The sequence below is a fragment of the Micromonospora sp. NPDC049523 genome (assembly GCF_040676775.1).
Lineage (GTDB): Bacteria > Actinomycetota > Actinomycetes > Mycobacteriales > Micromonosporaceae > Micromonospora_G.
The window spans coordinates 140675-157125 of record NZ_JBFAPP010000001.1; the positions used below are offsets into that span (position 1 = coordinate 140675).

Sequence of the window (16451 nt, forward strand, 5' to 3'; positions counted from 1 at the left end):
TCAGGCCGCCTTTCCGAGAGTGTGCAGCGCGTCCAGCGGGACGCAGTCGGCGTCGAGTGCGGTGGCGAGCCGCCGGGCCAGCCCGAGCCGGATCGGCCCGGACTCGCAGTCGACCACCACGGAGGCGACGTCGGCCAGCGACGGCACGACGGTCAACGGGTCCGGACCGCTGGTCGCCCGACCGTCCGTCACCACCACCAGCAGGGGCCGGCGGCGCGGGTCGCGGCGGCGTTCGGACTCCAGGGTCCGGGCCGCCTGGCGCAGGCCAGCGGCGAGCGGGGTACGGCCTCCGGTGCGCAGTTCGGCCAACCGCAGCACGCCGACCTCGTGGCTGGCGGTCGGTTCCAGCACCGTACTCGCCCCGGTGCCCCGGAACGTGATCATGCCGATCTTGTCCCGCCGCTGGTAGGCGTCGCGCAGCAGCGACAGCACGGCGGTCTTCACCACCCGCATCCGGCGGCGCGCCGCCATCGACCCGGAGGCGTCGACCACGAAGAGCACCAGGTTCGCCTCCCGCCCGACGTGCACCGCCTCGCGCAGGTCCGCTGCCGTGACCGTGCGGGCTCCGCGCCGGGCGGTGGCCAGCAGGGTGGCGGGCAGGTGCAGGCTGGTCAGCCGGCCGGCCGGCAGCCGGGCCCCGACCACCCGACCCCGCCGGGCGTACGCCGGGGAGCGGCGGCCGGTGTGCGCACCGGTCCCCCGTCCGCGTACGGCCAGCGCACGGGTCCGGTACGGGCTGGTCGCCGCGACCGTCGGCTGGTTTCCGGCGGTCGGCTGATCCGTCTTCTGCTCGTCCGTCCGCTGCTCCGGTACGGGTTGTTCGTCCGGGCCGGTCTGCTCCGGTCCGGTGGCCGCCGGGGGTGTCCCGTCGGACGAGTCCGGTCCCCGGTCGGGTCCGCCCGGTGGCGGGCCACCGTCGGGTCCCTCGGGCGGCCCGTCGGGCGGGCCACCGTCGGGATCGTCGTCGGGTCCGGCCGGCGGGTCCGGCTCCGGGTCGGCGTCCGCACCGTGCTCGCTCAGCAGTTCCTCGAGCTTCTCCTGGTCGGCGCCGGGCGGGTCGAGCGGGTCCCGGCGGCGGCGGTGCGGCAGGGCGAGCCTGGCCGCGGCGGCGACGTCGTCGGCGGTCACCACGTCCCGGTCGTGCCAGGCGGCGAGCGCCACCGCGGTCCGGGCGACCACGATGTCGGCGCGCAACCCGTCCACCCCGTACGCGAGGCAGATGGTGGCGATCCGGTCCAGTTCCTGGTCGGGCAGCCGCACCCCGGGCAGGCGTCGACGGGCGACCGCGATCCGCTCGGCGAGTACGGCGTCCTCGTCGACCCAGCGTGCCGCGAAGCCCACCGGGTCCGTCTCGTACGCGAGCCGCCGCCGGACCACCTCGGCCCGGGGAGCCGTTTCCCGGGGTGCGGTCACCGCGACCACCAGCCCGAACCGGTCCACGAGTTGGGGGCGGGGTTCGCCCTCCTCCGGGTTCATCGTGCCGACGAGCAGGAACCGGGCGGCGTGCTTGACCGACACCCCGTCGCGTTCGACGTGCGCCCGACCCATCGCGGCGGCGTCCAGCAGCAGGTCCACCAGGTGGTCCGGCAGCAGGTTCACCTCGTCGACGTAGAGCACCCCGCGATGGGCGGAGGCGAGCAGCCCCGGCTCGTACGCCTTGATCCCGTCGGCCAGGGCACGTTGCAGGTCGAGGGTGCCGACCACCCGGTCCTCGGTGGCGCCGACCGGCAGCTCGACCAGGGTCGCGCGGCGCCGCAGGCCGACCACGCCCGGTTCGTGCGGGCCGTCCGGGCACTCGGAGTCCGGGTTGGCCGGGTCGCAGGCGAACCGGCAGCCGGGGACCACGTCGACGTCGGGCAGCAGCGCGGCGAGCGCCCGGACGATGGTCGACTTGGCGGTGCCCTTCTCACCCCGGACGAGCACCCCGCCGATCGCCGGAGAAACCGCGTTGAGCAGCAGGGCCAGTCGCAGTTCGGCCAGGCCGACGACGGCGGAGAAGGGGTACGGCGGGGTCATCGCCCGCTCAGGCGCGCAGAAGCCATGCTCAAGTCCCTTCCGCGGGTATCCACGCCCGCGTGTGGCTGGGTGTCACCGAGCGGTCGGAGTCTCCTGACTCCCGGATCGACGCTTCCCCTCGACCTTCCGGCCGCTCGGCCGTGGCCCGTACGTGAGAGGTCACTCCCCGGTCACAGTGGCGGGACCGCCCCGGACTCGCACCGGGTTCCTCCGCGCACCGCTCGTGCAGGCCATGCTGTCCCACGGACCGGTCCGGCGTCAACGTGACCACCGCGACCGCGCGTCGCCCGGTTCGTCTTCCGCACCGACCGGGTAATCGACGTCCATGGTCTTCTTCGGGAAACGTCGTCGGCCGCCGGTGCCGCTCTTCGTCGGTCTCGGGATCGCGGTGATCGTCGGGTTCGCGATCGCGACGGTGCAGGTGTGGCGCAATGACAACGCGTTGCGGGATCACGGTGAACGAACCACCGCCCGGGTGGTGGACGTCGGTGCGGGCAAGGCCAAACGGACCGAGGTCGAGTTCCGTACGCCCGACGGCAGGCAGGTGCGGGCGTTGATCGGCCAGGGCGACGAGGCGTCCGGTCCCCAGCCGGCGGTCGGCGACGAGGTGCCGATCGTCTACGACCCGCAGGCTCCGGAAGCCGACGTCAACGACGCTCGCGCCGGTGAGAACCACGACACGGCGTACCTGTTGCTGGGTGCGACCCTCTTCGCCGGGATCGGGGTGTCGCTGGCAACCTGGGCGCTGGTCCGGGCCAACCGGCGGGACCGGGTGGGGGCATAGTCGGCGGCAGCCGGGCCCCCGCTCGGCCGACCCGCGGTGGATCATGAACCCGCACCGGTCCGCCGGGTCGTCCTCGACCTGCCGGAGATCGAGTACCGGAACGGGGAGACGGATTGAGCCGCGGAAATGCCCTGAGACTCGCCCTGCTCGCCCTGATCTGGGGCTCCGGCTTCCTCTGGATCAAACTGGCACTGGACGGGTTCACACCGGTCCAACTCGTCCTGTTCCGGCTGCTGCTCGGGGTAGCGGTGCTGGCACCCATCGCCCTGCTACGGAGGATGCCCTTCCCGACCCGGCGCGGCATCTGGGCGCATCTTGTCGTCGCGGCGCTGTTCGCCAACGCGATCCCGTACACGCTCGTCGGATTCGGCGAGCAGACCGTGGGGTCGAACGTCGCCGGAGTCCTCAACGCGACCACACCGCTGTGGACGGTGCTGGTCGCCGTACTCGCCGGTACCGACCGGGCGGTGAGCCTCCGGCGCGGGATGGGCATCGCACTCGGTTTCGCCGGAACCGTGCTGATCTTCACGCCCTGGGAGTCGGCCGGTGACATCGCGAGTTGGGGCGGGCTGGCCTGCCTCGCCGCCGCGGCGAGCTATGGCGTCAGTTTCGTCTACATGGGCCGGTATCTCACCGGACGTGGCATTCCCCCGATGGTGCTGGCAGCCTGTCAGCTCGCCGCCGGGGCGGTACTGCTCACCCTCGCCCTGCCCTTCGGTGGCCTGACCGCGCCGACGTGGGGCGTGGTGCCGGTCGGCAGCCTGCTGCTGCTCGGCACCGTCGGTACCGGGCTGGCCTACGTACTGAACTACCGCCTCATCGACGACCTGGGATCGACCGTCGCGTCCACCACCACCTACCTTCTCCCCGTAGTCGCACTCTTCCTAGGCGCCCTAGCCCTCCACGAACCGGTAACCCTCCCCACCCTCACCGGCACAGCCCTGGTCCTAACCGCCACCTCCCTCATCCAAAACCACCCGAAGCACCCCGTCGATCATGAAGTTAACGACACCGTAGAGGCCGAAAACCCGCGCTAACTTCATGATCAACGGGGTGGGGTGGCGGGGTGGGTGGGGAGGCCGGGGGTTTCGGTGTCCATCGCTAGGAGGGCGCCGTCTTGGGGGTGGCGGGGGGACAGGGAGTGGTGGGCGGTGGTGATGAAGAGGCGAGACAGGTTCGGGCCGCCCAGGCAGACGCTGGTGGGTTGGGCGGTTGGCAGGCGCAGCTCGCGATCCAGGGTGCCGTCGGGGCGGTAGCGGCGGACGGCGTACCCGCCCCAGAGGGCGACCCAGAGGTGGCCGGCGGCGTCGACCGTCATGCCGTCCGGGACACCCTCGTCGGGGGCGAGTCGCAGGAACGGCTGCCGACCGGAGAGATCCCCGGTACGCGGGTCGACGGCGAAGCGGTCCACCTCGCCCCGGGGCGTGTCGGCCAGGTACATGGTGGTGCCGGCGGCGTCGAACGCGGGCCCGTTGGCGATGGTCAGGCCGGTGACGACGGGTACCGGCGCACCCGACCCGGTGTAGCGGTAGAGGGTGCCGGCGCCGGGCGTGTTGTCGTACGCCATGCTGCCGGCCCAGAAACGGCCGTGCGGATCCGCGACCGCGTCGTTCATCCGCGCGGGTGAGGGATTGGCGCTCTCCAGGTCGGCGAGTTCGCGGTAGCCGTCGGTGCCGGTGAGCACGGCGATTCCGGTGCCGGTCGCGGCCACCCAGTCACCGGGCCGCCCGGCGATCGGCGCCACCGCGCCGAGCGGGGCGTCCAGCCGGCGGAGTTCCCGCAGCGGCGTGGGTGCCTCGCCGGTGGTCTCCAACAGCCGGCCGGCGAGCAGGTCGACCAGGACCAGCCGGCCGTCCACCCAACGGGCTCCCTCGCCCAACTCGAACCGGTCGTTACTCCACGGGGTCGGCTCGGTGAGCCGCATCGTTTCCTCCACAAGGGTGCTCAGCGGACAGCGGACGCACGGGCGCCGCACGGATGGCAGGCAGAAGGGCGCCGCACGGATGGCGGGCACAAAGGCGCCGCACGGATGGCGGGCACAAGGGCGCCGCGCGGAGCGGTTCAGCGTACGGCGCTGCCGGGGGCGTGGTCGAGCAACGACAGCTCGGCGCGGGTGGGCAGCCCTTCCCAGTCGCCCCGGGTGGCGACCGCGAACGCGCCGGTGGTGACGGCCCGGTCCAGCCGTCCGGCCACGTCGAGCCCGTCGAGCAGCCCCGACAGCAGCCCGGCGACGAACGCGTCCCCGGCGCCGACGGTGTCGACCACCGGAACCGTACGGGCCGGGGCGTGCACGGTTCCCCGTCCGCTGTGGCTGGTGGCACCCTGCCCGCCGTGTTTGACCACCACCTCCGGCACACCCGCGGCGCACAGTGCGCCGACCGGGTCCGGATCATCGGTCAGTACGCCCAGTTCGTCGTCGGAGGCGACCAGCAGGTCGATCGAGGGCAGCAGTGGACGCAGCGCGGCGGCAGCCCGCTCGACCGACCAGACCCGCTGCCGGTGGTTGACGTCGAGGCAGATCGTGGTCCCCGCGGCGCGGGCCGCGTCGACCGCCGCCAGCACCGCCGCGTACGGCTGCGTACCGAGCCCGGCGGTGATGCCGGTGACGTGCAGGATCCGGGGTGTCGAGGGGGCGTCGGCGAAGGCCGGCGACACGTCGTCGGGGCTCAGCCGTGAGCCGGCCGACCCGCTCCGGTAGTAGGTGACCCGGCTGATGTCGCCGACTCGCGCCTCGAACAGGATCAGTCCGGTCGGGGCGTCCGGCTCGATCCTGGCCAGTCCCAGGTCGACGCCTTCGGCGCGCAGCGTACGGCGGATCAGTTCGCCCGGTTCGTCGGCACCGGTCACCCCGATCCACCGCACCCGGTGACCGAGCCGGGCCAGACCGATCGCCACGTTCGACTCGGCACCGGCAACGGACAGCGACAGTGTGCCGCCCAGGCGCAGCGGCGCCGCCGCCCGGAACGCGGCCATCGTCTCCCCGAGCGTCAACACGTCGAACCGAGAGGACACCCCGGAGGACGCATCGGACCGGGAAGAACCGTCGGGCGTGGGAAAAACATCAGGCCCGGGAGAAACATCGAGCCCAGGAGGCCCGTCGAAGCCGGAAGCGCGGGGGCCGGCAAGAAAGCCGGGGATGTCGGTGCCGGCAGCGGAGACGTCGAGCCCGAGAAAGGGGCCGTCCGCGCCGGGGATCGGGGTGCCGGTCACGATGCCCCGCCGGCCGGGGCGACCGCCGTCATGGCGAGGAAGTCGGCCGCCCGTTGCCGGAGGGCGGAGAGGTCGCCGCCCCGGACCGCGTCGCCGACCAGGGGCGAGCCAACCCCGACCGCGATCGCGCCCCGGTCGAGGTAGTCGCGGGCACCGGCCGCGTCCACCCCGCCCACCGGTACGAACGCGGTCTGCGGGAACGGGTCACGCAGGGCGCGCAGGTAGTCGGGGCCACCGACCGAGGCGGGGAAGAGCTTGACCGCAGCCGCCCCGGCGGTGGTCGCCTGGACCACCTCGGTCGGGGTGAGTGCCCCGGCCAGCACCGGCAGTCCGAGCCGGGCGGCTTCGGCGATGCTGGGCGCGAGTGCCGGCGTCACCAGGTAGGTCGCACCGGCCTCGGCGGCGTCGGCGGCCTGCTCGGCGGTGAGTACGGTGCCGGCGCCGAGCCCGTACTCGGCGCCGAGGGCGGCACGGGCCCGGCGCAGCACCCCGAGGGCGTCGACGCTGGTCAGCGACACCTCGATCAGGTTGATCCCGCTGTCGGCCAGGGCCAGTACGGTCGCCAGCGCGGCGTCCGGGTCGCTCCCCCGGACGATCGCCAGCAGCCGGTGGGTACGCAGGGAGTCGAGCAGGTTCATCGGTGGTCGCCTCCGGGCGATCGCTGGGCGGAAAGTTGGGCGAAGTCGGATCCGTGGGCGAAGTCGGATCCGTGGGCGAAGTCGGATCCGTGGGCGAAGTCGGATCCGTGGTCGGGGTCGGATCGGTGGGCGGAGATGGTGAGTTGCCAGCGGACCTCGCCACCTGCCGGTACGACGGCGACAGCCGCATCGGGACCGCCCTCGGAGCGGTCGAAGACGGTGCCGAGCATGGGTTCGACGCCGATGCTGCGGTACGGGCGCTCGGCGGGCCAGCCGCGCAGGTTGCGCCACAGGGCGGTGGAGCGGGGCTGGTCGGCGCAGTCGAGTCGGAGGGTGAGGGTGTCCGTACCGTCGACCACCCGTACCTCGGCGCAGCCGACGAGTACGGCACCGACGGCGGTGCCGTCGTCCGGGCCGAGCCGGTGCAGCGGCAGTCCTTCCGGTTCGGGCCAGGGGGCGCTGTGCCACGGCCGGCCCCCCGGCCATCCACCATGGCCCGGCAGCCCGCCGGAATCATCCGGCACCGCAGCGCGCGCCACCGCCGAGGGCGCCCCCACCGAGGGCGCCCCCGCCGAGCGGACCACCGCCGAGGGCGCCCTCACCGAGGACGCCACCGCCGAGCGGACCAGTTCGGCGGCTTCCGGGTAGAGCCGGGTCGGGGTGCCGGCGGGCGCCACCAGCCGGGCTTCGGGGCCGAGGTCGAGCAGGGCGTGCGCGGCCCAGACGAACCGGTATCCGGGGGCGGCTCGCAGCCGGTAGTCGGCCACCACCACACCGCCCTCGTCGGTCAACCGACGGGTGAGCGTGAAGTCGGGACACTCGACGGTGGCGGTCCCGGGGCCGGTCACACGCCAGGGGCGGGACCAGGCGTCGCCGTGGTCCGGTGTGCCCCGCACGGTCGGCACGCACTCCTCCAGCCCGCCCGCGTCCACGAACGGGTCGCCGGGAAGAACCTGGTCACGGCCACCGTCGGGACCGGTCCAGAGCCACTGCCGACCCCCACCGGCAATGCTGGTCCACCGCCCGCCGAGGCGGTGGTCGTACGTCACCCGCAACGGGATCGGCACTGCCGGGGCCGATGACCTGGTCACCATTCGGCGAAGGATCCGTCGTCGTGCCGCCAGACCGGGTTGCGCCAGGCATGCCCCTCCCGCGCGGCGGACCGGACCGCCACCTCGTCGACGGTGACGCCGAGGCCGGGTCCCTCCGGTCGGCGGATGTGCCCGTCGACGAAACGGAACGGCTCCGGGTCGACCACGTAGTCGAGCAGTTCGGCGCCGCCGTGGTAGTGCATGCCGATGCTCTGTTCCTGGATCAGGAAGTTGGGGGTGGCGAAGGCGATCTGGAGGCTGGCGGCGAGCGCGATCGGCCCGAGCGGGCAGTGCGGGGCGAGCACCGCGCCGTACGGCTCGGCCATCGCGCCGATTCGACGTACCTCGGAGATGCCGCCGGCATGGGACAGGTCCGGTTGCAGCACCGCGACCCCGGCCTGCAGCGGGGTGAGGAACTCGGCCCGGCCGAAGAGCCGCTCACCGGTGGCGACCGGCACCGGCGAGGCGGTGACGACGTCGTGCAGCAGGTGGCCCTGTTCGGGCAGCAGGGGTTCCTCGACGAAGAGCGGGTGGAACGGGGCGAGTTCCGGCAGGATGCGGCGGGCTCCGGCGGCGGTGGCCCGGCCGTGGAAGTCGATGGCGACATCGCGGTGTTCGCCGAGCACCTCGCGGGCGGCGGCGACCCGCCGGACCACCCCGGCCACCTCGGCGGCGGTGGGGATGGCGGAGAGCTGGCCGGAGGCGTTCATCTTCACCGCGGTCATGCCGGCGGCGACCTGGGCGGCGATCGCGTCGGCGACCTCGTTCGGGTCGTCCCCGCCGACCCAGGAGTAGATCCGGACCCGGTCCCGGACCGGGCCGCCGAGCAGGGCGTGCACCGGGGCGCCGTACGCCTTGCCGGCGATGTCCCAGAGTGCCTGGTCGAGGCCGGCGACGGCGCTGGAGAGCACCGGCCCGCCCCGGTAGAAGCCGCCCTTGGTGAGCACCTGCCAGTGCTGTTCGATCCGCAGTGGGTCCTCACCGATCAGGTACTCGGAGAGCACCTCGACCGCGCTGCGTACCACTTCCGCGCGCCCCTCCACCACGGGCTCGCCCCACCCGATCAACCCTTCGTCGGTCTCCACCCGGCAGAACAGCCACCGGGGCGGGACGAGGAAGGTTTCGATTCGGCTGATCTTCACCGGGTGCCTTTCTGTTGACGTACCTTTTCGACGTCCCGGACGGCCTTGTCCAGCAGTCCGCGCATGGCCTGTTCGGCACCGGCGCTGTCGCCGGCCCGGATGGCGTCGACCACCGCGCGGTGGCTGGGTACCGGGTCGTCGTACTGCTCGACGCCGTGCACGAGGCGGTCACGTTCGGCGAGGCCGGTCTCCATCACCACCTCCATCCGCACCAGCAGCTCGTTGTGGGTGGCGGCGAGCAGCGCGCGGTGGAAGGTGAGGTCGGCGCCGACCGCGGCCACCGGGTCACCCTCGGCGGCGGACATCTCGGCCAGCGCGCCGTCGAGGCTGTCCAGGTCGGCCGCGACGGCCCTGGTGGCGGCGAGCCGGGCGGCGGCCGGTTCGATGATGCTGCGCACCTCGTGCAGCGCGTCGAGCAGGCGCGGGTCGGCGCCGTCGGCGAACTGCCAGCGGATGACGTCGCCGTCGAGCAGGTTCCAGTCCGACCGGGGCCGGACGAAGGTGCCGCGCTTCTGCCGGGCGTCGACCATGCCCTTGGCGGTGAGCACCTTGAGCGCCTCGCGCAGCACGGTGAGACTGACGTCGAGCTCCTGTTGGAGGGCGGCGAGGTTGAGGGTCGCGCCCTCGGCGATCTCGCCGGCCAGGATGCGTCGGGCCAGGACCTCGACGGTCTGGCCATGGATGCCGCGGCGTGCGTACTGTGCCAATGCTCTGGGTGCCTTCTCGCTCGTCAGGATCGATTTTTCAGGCCGAGGCTTTCACCGCGGTCCAGCCGCCGTCCACCACCAGGCTGGTGCCGGTGACGTAGGCGGCGTCTGGTGAGGCGAGGAAGGCCACGGTGGCGGCCACCTCGTCCGGGGTGCCGAACCTGCCGGCGACCGTCTGGGCGACGCTACGCGCTCTGTCCTCTTCGGACACACGATCCCATGCGGCGGTGAAGATCGGGCCGGGCAGCACGCTGTTCACCCGTACCTCCGGGCCGTACTCCACGGCGAGCTGGCGGCCGAGGGAGACCAGGCCGCCCTTGGCCGCCGCGTAGGCCGGATGTCCGGGCAACCCCACGAGCGCGTGTACGGAGGAGACGATCACGACCGCGCCCCGGTTCGCCCGCAGGTCGGGCAGGCAGGCGCGGACGCCGAGGAAGGTGCCGGTCAGGCAGACCGAGATCTGCCGGTCCCAGGATTCGCGGCTGGTCTCGTGCGCGGGTGCCACCTCGTTGAGGTGGGCGTTGCTGACCAGGATGTCCACCGGCCCGAGGCGGTCGCGTACGGCGGTCACGGCAGCGGTCCAGCCGTCCTCGTCGGCCACGTCGGACATCACCGAATGTGCGCGCCCACCGGCCGCCCTGATCTCCTCGGCGAGCGGCTCCGAGTCGCGCAGGTCGGTGAGTCCGACCGCCGCTCCTTCGGCAGCGAGCCGCCGGGCAACAGCCGCCCCGATGCCGCCAATTGCCCCTGTGACCAGGGCAACCTTGCCTTCAAGCCGTCGCATATGCTGGCTCACCGTCCGCCGAACCTCGATGATCAAATCATTAATTACGAAGAAATCTTGACAGTCGCCGGCCCCAGATGCAACCTTCTGATCACACCGTTTACAGGACCGACACACCGCGATCCGTGACGCATCGTGTCGTTGAGGAAGGGACACACCCCCGTGAGCGACTTCGACCCCAGTCGTCGCCGGTTCCTTGGGCACGTCGGCCTCGCCGGCCTGGGCGTGCTCGGAGCGGGCAGCCTGGTCGGCTGCGCCAGTTCCGCCAGCAGCCCCGGCGGAAGCGGTAGCGCCACCGGGCCGATCACCCTCCAGTCGAACCTCTCCTCCCCGCAGGCCAAGGCCGCGATGGAGAAGATCATCGAGAACTTCAACAAGCAGGGCAAGGGCACCGCGACGCTGAACACCATCGCGTCCGAGACCTACCGCACCCAGCTACCGACGTACCTGACCTCGGCCAACCCGCCGGACCTCTACACCTGGTACGCCGGCTCCGTCGCCAACGACTACGCCAGCAAGAACCTCCTGCTGGACGTCTCCGACGTGTGGCAGGGCATGTCGGACTACCCCGAGTCGCTGCGCACCCTCTCCACCGACGCCTCCGGCAAGAAGATCTTCGTGCCGATGAACAACTACTGGTGGGGCTTCTTCTACCGCAAGTCGAACTTCGCCAAGTGGGGCGTACAGGAGCCGAAGACCTGGGCCGAGTTCATCACGCTCTGCCAGACCCTCCAGGGCAAGGGCATCCCGCCGATCGGCATCGGACTCGGCGACACCCCGTGGGTCGCCTCGGCCTGGTTCGACTACCTCAACATCCGGATCAACGGGGCACCGTTCCACCGTGAGCTGCTCGCCGGCAAGCAGCGCTTCGACGACCCGAAGGTCAAGGCGGTCCTGGAGAAGTGGCGCGAGGTGCTGCCGTACTTCGACCCCAAGGGCAAGGCGTACCCGTTCCAGGAGGCGACCACCGCGCTGCTCGCGGGCAAGACCGGCATGTTCCTGATCGGCACCTTCTTCGCCGACGCCGCCCCGAAGGACGCCCTCGGCGACCTCGACTTCTTCCGCTTCCCGATCATCGACCCGGCGGTGCCGGTGGCCGAGGAGGCACCGACCGACGGCTTCTTCGCCAGCGCCAAGGCCGGCAACCCGACCGGCACCAAGGCACTGCTCACCTACCTGGCCTCCGTGGAGGCGCAGGAGGCGTACGTCGCGGCCAGCGCGGGCATCGTGTTGCCGGCCAACCCGAAGGCCAAGGCGTCCGACTCGCCGCTGGTGGTGAAGGGCAAGGCGATGTTGGACAGCGCCAAGGAACTCACCCAGTTCTTCAACCGCGACTCCAGTGACGCCCTCCAGCCCACCGCGGACACCGCGCTGACCAAGTTCATCGACAAGCCCGACCAGATCGACGCGATCCTGCGCGAATGGCAGGCCGGAGCCGAGAAGGTCTTCAAGGGCTGATGACTTCCGTCGACGAGCGGGTGCTGGCGCCGGACGCGCCGGCACCGGCCAGCACCCGCTGGCGGCGGCGACGGGGCAAGCCCCTGTCGCCGCTGCTGGTGGCCTTCGTACTCGTACCCTTCGCGGTCGAGAGCATCTGGGTGTTCTGGCCCGCCCTACAGGGATTCTGGTTCTCGCTGACCCGGTGGGACGGGCTGGAGCCGCCCACGTACATCGGCTTCGACAACTACGCGGAGCTGGCCGGCGACGCGACCTTCCGGGGTGCGCTGCTCAACACCGTGCTCTGGCTCGTCCTCTTCGGCGGCCTGTCGGTCCTCGGCGGGTTCGGGATGGCGCTGCTGTTGCAGCGGGAACGGCGCGGGGTGGGCTTCTACCGCGCCGCGCTCTTCACCCCGGTCGTCTTCTCGCTGGTGGTGACGGCGCTGGTCTGGCGGGTCTTCTACCAGCCGGACGGGGTCGCCGACGAACTGTTGCGCGCGGTCGGGCTGGAGCACCTGATCCGGCCCTGGCTCGCCGACCCGGACACCGCCCTGTACGCGGTGATCCTGCCCGCCCTGTGGCGGCAGATCGGCTACGTCATGGTGCTGTTCCTGGCCGGGCTGAAGGCGATCGACCCCGCGCTGCACGAGGCGGCCAAGATGGACGGCGCCAACAACTGGCAGCGGCTGTGGAACGTGACGATCCCCCAGCTGCGCGGCGTCAACGCGGTGGTGCTGTCGGTCATCGTGATCGACTCGCTGCGGTCGTTCGACATCGTCTGGGCGTTGACCCGCGGCGGGCCGTACCACTCGTCGGAACTGCTGAGCACCTACATGTACTCGACCGCGTTCCAGAGCCTGCGGCTGGGTTACGCGTCCGCGATCGCCGTGGTCATCTTCGTGCTCGCGCTCGCCGTCATCCTCGGCTACCTGGTACGCGCGTTCCGGGAGGACGCATGATCCGCGCACTGCGCACCGGCTCGTTCCACCTCGGCATGAGCCTGCTGTCGCTGCTCTGGCTGGCCCCGATCCTCTGGGTGGTGGTGATGTCGACGCGTACGTTCGACGACATCGCCGCCAACGGGGTCGGCAGCCTGCCGCACTCGTTCACGCTGGACACGTACCGCCAGGCCTGGACCGACGGCGGCGAGCTGCGCGCCCTGATCAACAGCATGCTGGTCACCGTGCCGGCGGTCGCCCTCAGCCTGGTCCTCGCGGCGCTGGCGGCGTTCGCGCTGGCCCGCTTCCGGATCCCCGGCCGGCGCACGATCCTGCTGCTGATGCTCGCCGGAAACCTGCTGCCACCGCAGATCCTGCTCATCCCGGTGAGCAAGTTCAGCGAGCTGACCGGCACCTTCGACACCCTGTACGCGCTGATCGCGGTGCAGGTCGGCTTCGGGCTCGGCTTCTACACGTTCGTGCTGCACGGCTTCATGCGCGACCTGCCGAACGAGATCCAGGAGGCGGCCACCATCGACGGCGCCGGACCGGGGCAGATCTTCGCCCGGGTGATCCTGCCGCTGACCCGACCGGCGCTCGCCGCGCTCGGCGCGCTCTCCTTCACCTGGATCTTCAACGACCTGCTCTGGGCGATCACGGTGCTGCGTACCGACGACAACATGCCGGTCACCCCGGCCCTGCTCGCGTTGCAGGGGCAGTTCGTGTCGTCCTGGAACGTCATCGCCGCCGGTACGGTCATCGCCGCGGTGCCGACCCTGCTGGTGTTCCTGCGCTTCCAGCGCCACTTCGTGTCCGGCCTCGCGATCGGAGCGGTCAAGTGACAACGTTCGACAGTCGGACCCGACGGGTGTGGACGCTGCGGGGAGCGAGCACCGAGTACACCGTGGCGGTGCCGGAGGTGCCGGAACACGGGCGCTGGCTCGAACTCGTCGCCTGGGGTCCGCACGGCGTGGGCGACGGCCCCTCGCCGGTCGGCTACGACGGACCGACCCCGTTCCTCACCGCCGGTGACGCCGCCCCGATCGAGTACGCCACCGACGCCAACCGCCCGTTCACCGGCCCGGATCTGGTGGTCGAGACGGCCACCGGCGACCGGAGGGTCTCCTGGCGGTGGAGTCACACCGAGGCCGACGCCGACCAGCGGCAACTCGCCGTCGGCTTCGCCGACCCGGTCACCGGGCTGCGCGCGGTGATCCGCTACGAGATACCGGCCGGCACCGACGTCGTACGCCGGTGGGTCGAGCTGACCAACGACGGCACCGCAGCGCTGCGACTGGTCCGGGCCGGCTCGGCCGGGTTCTGCGTGCCCACGCCGCACGGCGCCCGGCTGAGTTACCAGTGGGGGCAGTGGGCCCAGGAGTTCCAGCTCGACCACGTCGACCTCGGCCACGGCGGCTTCACCATCGGCAGCGCACAGGGCGTGCCAGGACACCTCTACGTGCCCTGGCTCGCCGTGCGCGACAGCGCCGAGCCGGACGGCCCGACCTGGGGCATGGCGCTGGCCTGGACCGGTTCGTGGGAGATCAGCGCCGACCGGGACACCGGCGGCCTGACCCGGGTACGGGTCGGTCGGAACCTGCCCGACGGCCCGCTGGACCTGCCCGCCGGTGCCAGCCTCACCCTCCCGGTCGCCGCCGGTGCGTACAGCCCGGACGGGTTGGACGGGCTGGCCCGGGTCTGGCACGCCTACCAGCGTCAGCTCGCGGGCGAGCGGCTCGGCCCCCGGCCGGTGCTCTACAACTCGTGGGAGGCGACCTACTTCGCGGTCGACGCGGACAACCAGCTCGCGCTGGCCCGGATCGCGGCCGACCTGGGTGTGGAGACGTTCGTGGTCGACGACGGCTGGTTCGTCGGACGGCCGGACGACCACGGCGGGCTCGGCGACTGGACCCCGGATCCGGCCAAGTTCCCGGCCGGCTTCGACAACTTCGTCAAAGACGTACGCGCGCTGGGCCTGAACTTCGGGCTCTGGGTCGAACCGGAGTGCGTCAGCCCCCGCTCGAAGCTCTACGCCGAACACCCCGACTGGGTGTACGCGATCGACGGTCGACCGATCACGCCGATCCGCAACCAGTACCTGCTCGACCTCGGTCGGCCCGAGGTCGCGGAGTTCGTCCACTCCACCGTGGATGGTCTGCTGCGCCGGCATGACATCAGCTACCTGAAGTGGGACTTCAACCGGCCGCGTACGGAACCGGGCCGGGGCGGCGCGGGTGCCCGGGTGGACCTCGACGGGGCGCACGTGGCGAACCTGCACCGGATCTACCAGGACCTGCGCCGGGACCACCCGCACGTGGTGATCGAGGCGTGTGCCGGTGGTGGTGCCCGTACCGACCTGGCGATGGCGGGTCTGTCCGATGTGTTCTGGCCGAGTGACAACACCGGTCCGCTGGACCGGCTGGCGATCCAGTACGGCTTCCTGCACGCCAACGCGCCGCACCTGCTCAGCTCGTGGGTGACCGACTCGCCCGGACTGTTCGACCCGCGTCCCCGGTCGCTGGCGTTCCGGTTCGTGCTGGCGATGGCCGGCGTGCTCGGCATCGGGGCCGACATCCGGCACTGGAGCGCGGCGCAGCGTACGGAGGCCGCTGTCTGGATCGGCCGCTACAAGGAGATCCGCGAGATCGTCATGCACGGCACCGTGCACCTGGTCGGCGGGCCGGACCAGTCCCGCTGCGCGGTGCAGTACACCTCCCCGGACGGCGGCACGGTGGTCGTGCTGGCCTGGCACACCGGCCGGCTCGACGGGGCGGGACTGCTGCCGTCCCGCCCGGTCCGGTTGCCCCTGCGCGGGCTCGACCCGGCGGCCCGCTACCGGCACGACGAGCGGCTCTACTCGGGCAGCCACCTGCGAGCGGTGGGCCTCCCGGTGCACTGGACCGCGACCCACGACGCCGAACTGGCCGTCCTCCACCGCGCCTGACCCTTGGTGGTGAAGGGCCCTCTCCTATTGCTTTGTTGCATGGGAAGGGGCCCTTTTCACCTCGCATTTCCGCGTCGGAACGGGAGGAACATTCGCGATTGCCCGGGAGTTCGAGAGTCGGGCCAATTTGATCGCGAATTTCCGGGCGTGTCCCTTGAGGATTGCCCGAATAGGAACCAATATAGGTGGTTTGAGACGGCAATCGGGCAGGAATCCGCGACGTTCCGACGAAGTAGTCGTTGGTAAGGGTGAATCGGCTCACGCCAACAGGCGATCCACGGCGTGAGCGCCTAGCGTCCGGAACGGCCCTCATCGCGGCCGAAGCACTTCCATACCGCTTTGCCCGGTACTTCGGACCTGTGGCCGGCAACTCAGGCCACACCGCCCGAGATACGCATGTGAGCACCGGGCCGACATTGGAGCGATCCTGAACGTACGGCATCCGCTGCACCGATTCGCAGCTGGTACCACCGTCCTGACCGTCACCGCCCTCTGGCTCCCGCCGGCAGCCATCGGGGCCCGACCCGAACCGGAAGAACGCTCGACAGTCGAGACCAGCGCCGCTCTGGAGGCCTCAGCCGAGGCCCGACTGCTCGCCGCCGAACGCGCCGATCGCGCGGACCGGCTTCCCAAGATTCCACCGGCACTCCCTGCCACACCGACGGTCACGGCGACGACGCCGCCGAAGGCGAAGGCAACCAAGGAGAAGGCGAAGACCCCCAGCAGGGGCACAGCCAGCACGCCGAAGAGCACGTCCACC

At 71.6% G+C, this 16451-nt stretch carries 14 protein-coding genes and 1 riboswitch; of the genes, 6 read left to right on the top strand and 8 right to left on the bottom strand.

Annotation, left to right across the window (positions count from 1 at the left end; translation table 11 throughout):
- Positions 1–2016: a VWA domain-containing protein gene (locus AB0J90_RS00640; protein WP_363590741.1), complete on the bottom strand. Its 2016-nt coding sequence runs from the start codon at positions 2014–2016 to the stop codon at positions 1–3.
- Between the two features lie 86 nt (positions 2017–2102).
- A riboswitch (cobalamin riboswitch) is annotated at positions 2103–2227 on the bottom strand.
- 114 nt (positions 2228–2341) lie between these two features.
- Between AB0J90_RS00640 and AB0J90_RS00645 the strand changes: the two genes are divergently transcribed.
- Entirely contained in the window at positions 2342–2800 is a 459-nt protein-coding gene (locus tag AB0J90_RS00645) for a DUF3592 domain-containing protein (protein ID WP_363590742.1), read from the top strand.
- Between the two features lie 113 nt (positions 2801–2913).
- Positions 2914–3837 (top strand): DMT family transporter, encoded by a 924-nt coding sequence (locus AB0J90_RS00650; protein WP_363590743.1) that lies wholly within the window; start codon positions 2914–2916, stop codon positions 3835–3837.
- Between the two features lie 8 nt (positions 3838–3845).
- Here the strand turns inward: AB0J90_RS00650 and AB0J90_RS00655 are convergent, their stop codons facing one another.
- The 7 genes from AB0J90_RS00655 to AB0J90_RS00685 form a co-directional block, all read right to left on the bottom strand.
- Positions 3846–4724, bottom strand: coding sequence for an SMP-30/gluconolactonase/LRE family protein (locus tag AB0J90_RS00655; protein WP_363590744.1), 879 nt, complete (start codon positions 4722–4724; stop codon positions 3846–3848).
- A 137-nt stretch (positions 4725–4861) separates the two neighbouring features.
- A complete protein-coding gene (locus AB0J90_RS00660; protein WP_363590745.1) occupies positions 4862–5812 on the bottom strand; it encodes a sugar kinase in 951 nt (316 codons plus the stop codon).
- Between the two features lie 194 nt (positions 5813–6006).
- On the bottom strand, positions 6007–6648 hold the full coding sequence (locus AB0J90_RS00665) for a bifunctional 4-hydroxy-2-oxoglutarate aldolase/2-dehydro-3-deoxy-phosphogluconate aldolase (RefSeq protein ID WP_363590746.1): 642 nt from the start codon (positions 6646–6648) through the stop codon (positions 6007–6009).
- Positions 6645–7742, bottom strand: coding sequence for a hypothetical protein (locus AB0J90_RS00670; RefSeq protein WP_363590747.1), 1098 nt, complete (start codon positions 7740–7742; stop codon positions 6645–6647). Before AB0J90_RS00670 ends, AB0J90_RS00665 begins: the two co-directional genes overlap by 4 nt.
- Positions 7736–8881: a galactonate dehydratase gene (gene dgoD, locus AB0J90_RS00675; protein WP_363590748.1), complete on the bottom strand. Its 1146-nt coding sequence runs from the start codon at positions 8879–8881 to the stop codon at positions 7736–7738. The genes AB0J90_RS00670 and dgoD overlap by 7 nt, the downstream gene beginning before the upstream one ends.
- On the bottom strand, positions 8878–9588 hold the full coding sequence (locus AB0J90_RS00680) for a FadR/GntR family transcriptional regulator (protein ID WP_363590749.1): 711 nt from the start codon (positions 9586–9588) through the stop codon (positions 8878–8880). Before AB0J90_RS00680 ends, dgoD begins: the two co-directional genes overlap by 4 nt.
- A 37-nt stretch (positions 9589–9625) precedes the next feature.
- The gene (locus tag AB0J90_RS00685; RefSeq protein WP_363590750.1) at positions 9626–10372 is read right to left on the bottom strand and encodes an SDR family NAD(P)-dependent oxidoreductase; all 747 of its coding nucleotides are present in this window, start codon (positions 10370–10372) and stop codon (positions 9626–9628) included.
- A gap of 162 nt (positions 10373–10534) precedes the next feature.
- On the opposite strand from AB0J90_RS00685, the gene AB0J90_RS00690 reads away from it, so the two are divergent.
- The 4 genes from AB0J90_RS00690 to AB0J90_RS00705 are packed head-to-tail and all read left to right on the top strand — an operon-like array spanning position 10535 to position 15691.
- Positions 10535–11830, top strand: coding sequence for an extracellular solute-binding protein (locus AB0J90_RS00690; RefSeq protein WP_363590751.1), 1296 nt, complete (start codon positions 10535–10537; stop codon positions 11828–11830).
- A complete protein-coding gene (locus tag AB0J90_RS00695) occupies positions 11830–12768 on the top strand; it encodes a sugar ABC transporter permease (protein WP_363590752.1) in 939 nt (312 codons plus the stop codon). The genes AB0J90_RS00690 and AB0J90_RS00695 overlap by 1 nt, the downstream gene beginning before the upstream one ends.
- Positions 12765–13589 carry a carbohydrate ABC transporter permease gene (locus AB0J90_RS00700; RefSeq protein WP_363590753.1) on the top strand — a complete coding sequence of 275 codons (825 nt, stop codon included), beginning with the start codon at positions 12765–12767 and terminating at the stop codon, positions 13587–13589. Before AB0J90_RS00695 ends, AB0J90_RS00700 begins: the two co-directional genes overlap by 4 nt.
- Positions 13586–15691, top strand: a complete 2106-nt coding sequence (locus tag AB0J90_RS00705) for an alpha-galactosidase (RefSeq protein WP_363590754.1) — start codon at positions 13586–13588, stop codon at positions 15689–15691. The genes AB0J90_RS00700 and AB0J90_RS00705 overlap by 4 nt, the downstream gene beginning before the upstream one ends.
- The last annotated feature ends 760 nt before the right edge of the window (positions 15692–16451 follow it).

Excerpts from the sequence above, each read along its gene's own strand:
- AB0J90_RS00640 (WP_363590741.1), bottom strand. The coding sequence starts at position 2,016 with ATGACCCCGCCGTACCCCTTCTCCGCCGTCGTCGGCCTGGCCGAACTG.
- AB0J90_RS00645 (WP_363590742.1), top strand. The coding sequence starts at position 2,342 with ATGGTCTTCTTCGGGAAACGTCGTCGGCCGCCGGTGCCGCTCTTCGTC.
- AB0J90_RS00655 (WP_363590744.1), bottom strand. The coding sequence starts at position 4,724 with ATGCGGCTCACCGAGCCGACCCCGTGGAGTAACGACCGGTTCGAGTTG.
- AB0J90_RS00665 (WP_363590746.1), bottom strand. The coding sequence starts at position 6,648 with ATGAACCTGCTCGACTCCCTGCGTACCCACCGGCTGCTGGCGATCGTC.
- AB0J90_RS00670 (WP_363590747.1), bottom strand. The coding sequence starts at position 7,742 with ATGGTGACCAGGTCATCGGCCCCGGCAGTGCCGATCCCGTTGCGGGTG.
- AB0J90_RS00685 (WP_363590750.1), bottom strand. The coding sequence starts at position 10,372 with ATGCGACGGCTTGAAGGCAAGGTTGCCCTGGTCACAGGGGCAATTGGC.
- AB0J90_RS00695 (WP_363590752.1), top strand. The coding sequence starts at position 11,830 with ATGACTTCCGTCGACGAGCGGGTGCTGGCGCCGGACGCGCCGGCACCG.
- AB0J90_RS00700 (WP_363590753.1), top strand. The coding sequence starts at position 12,765 with ATGATCCGCGCACTGCGCACCGGCTCGTTCCACCTCGGCATGAGCCTG.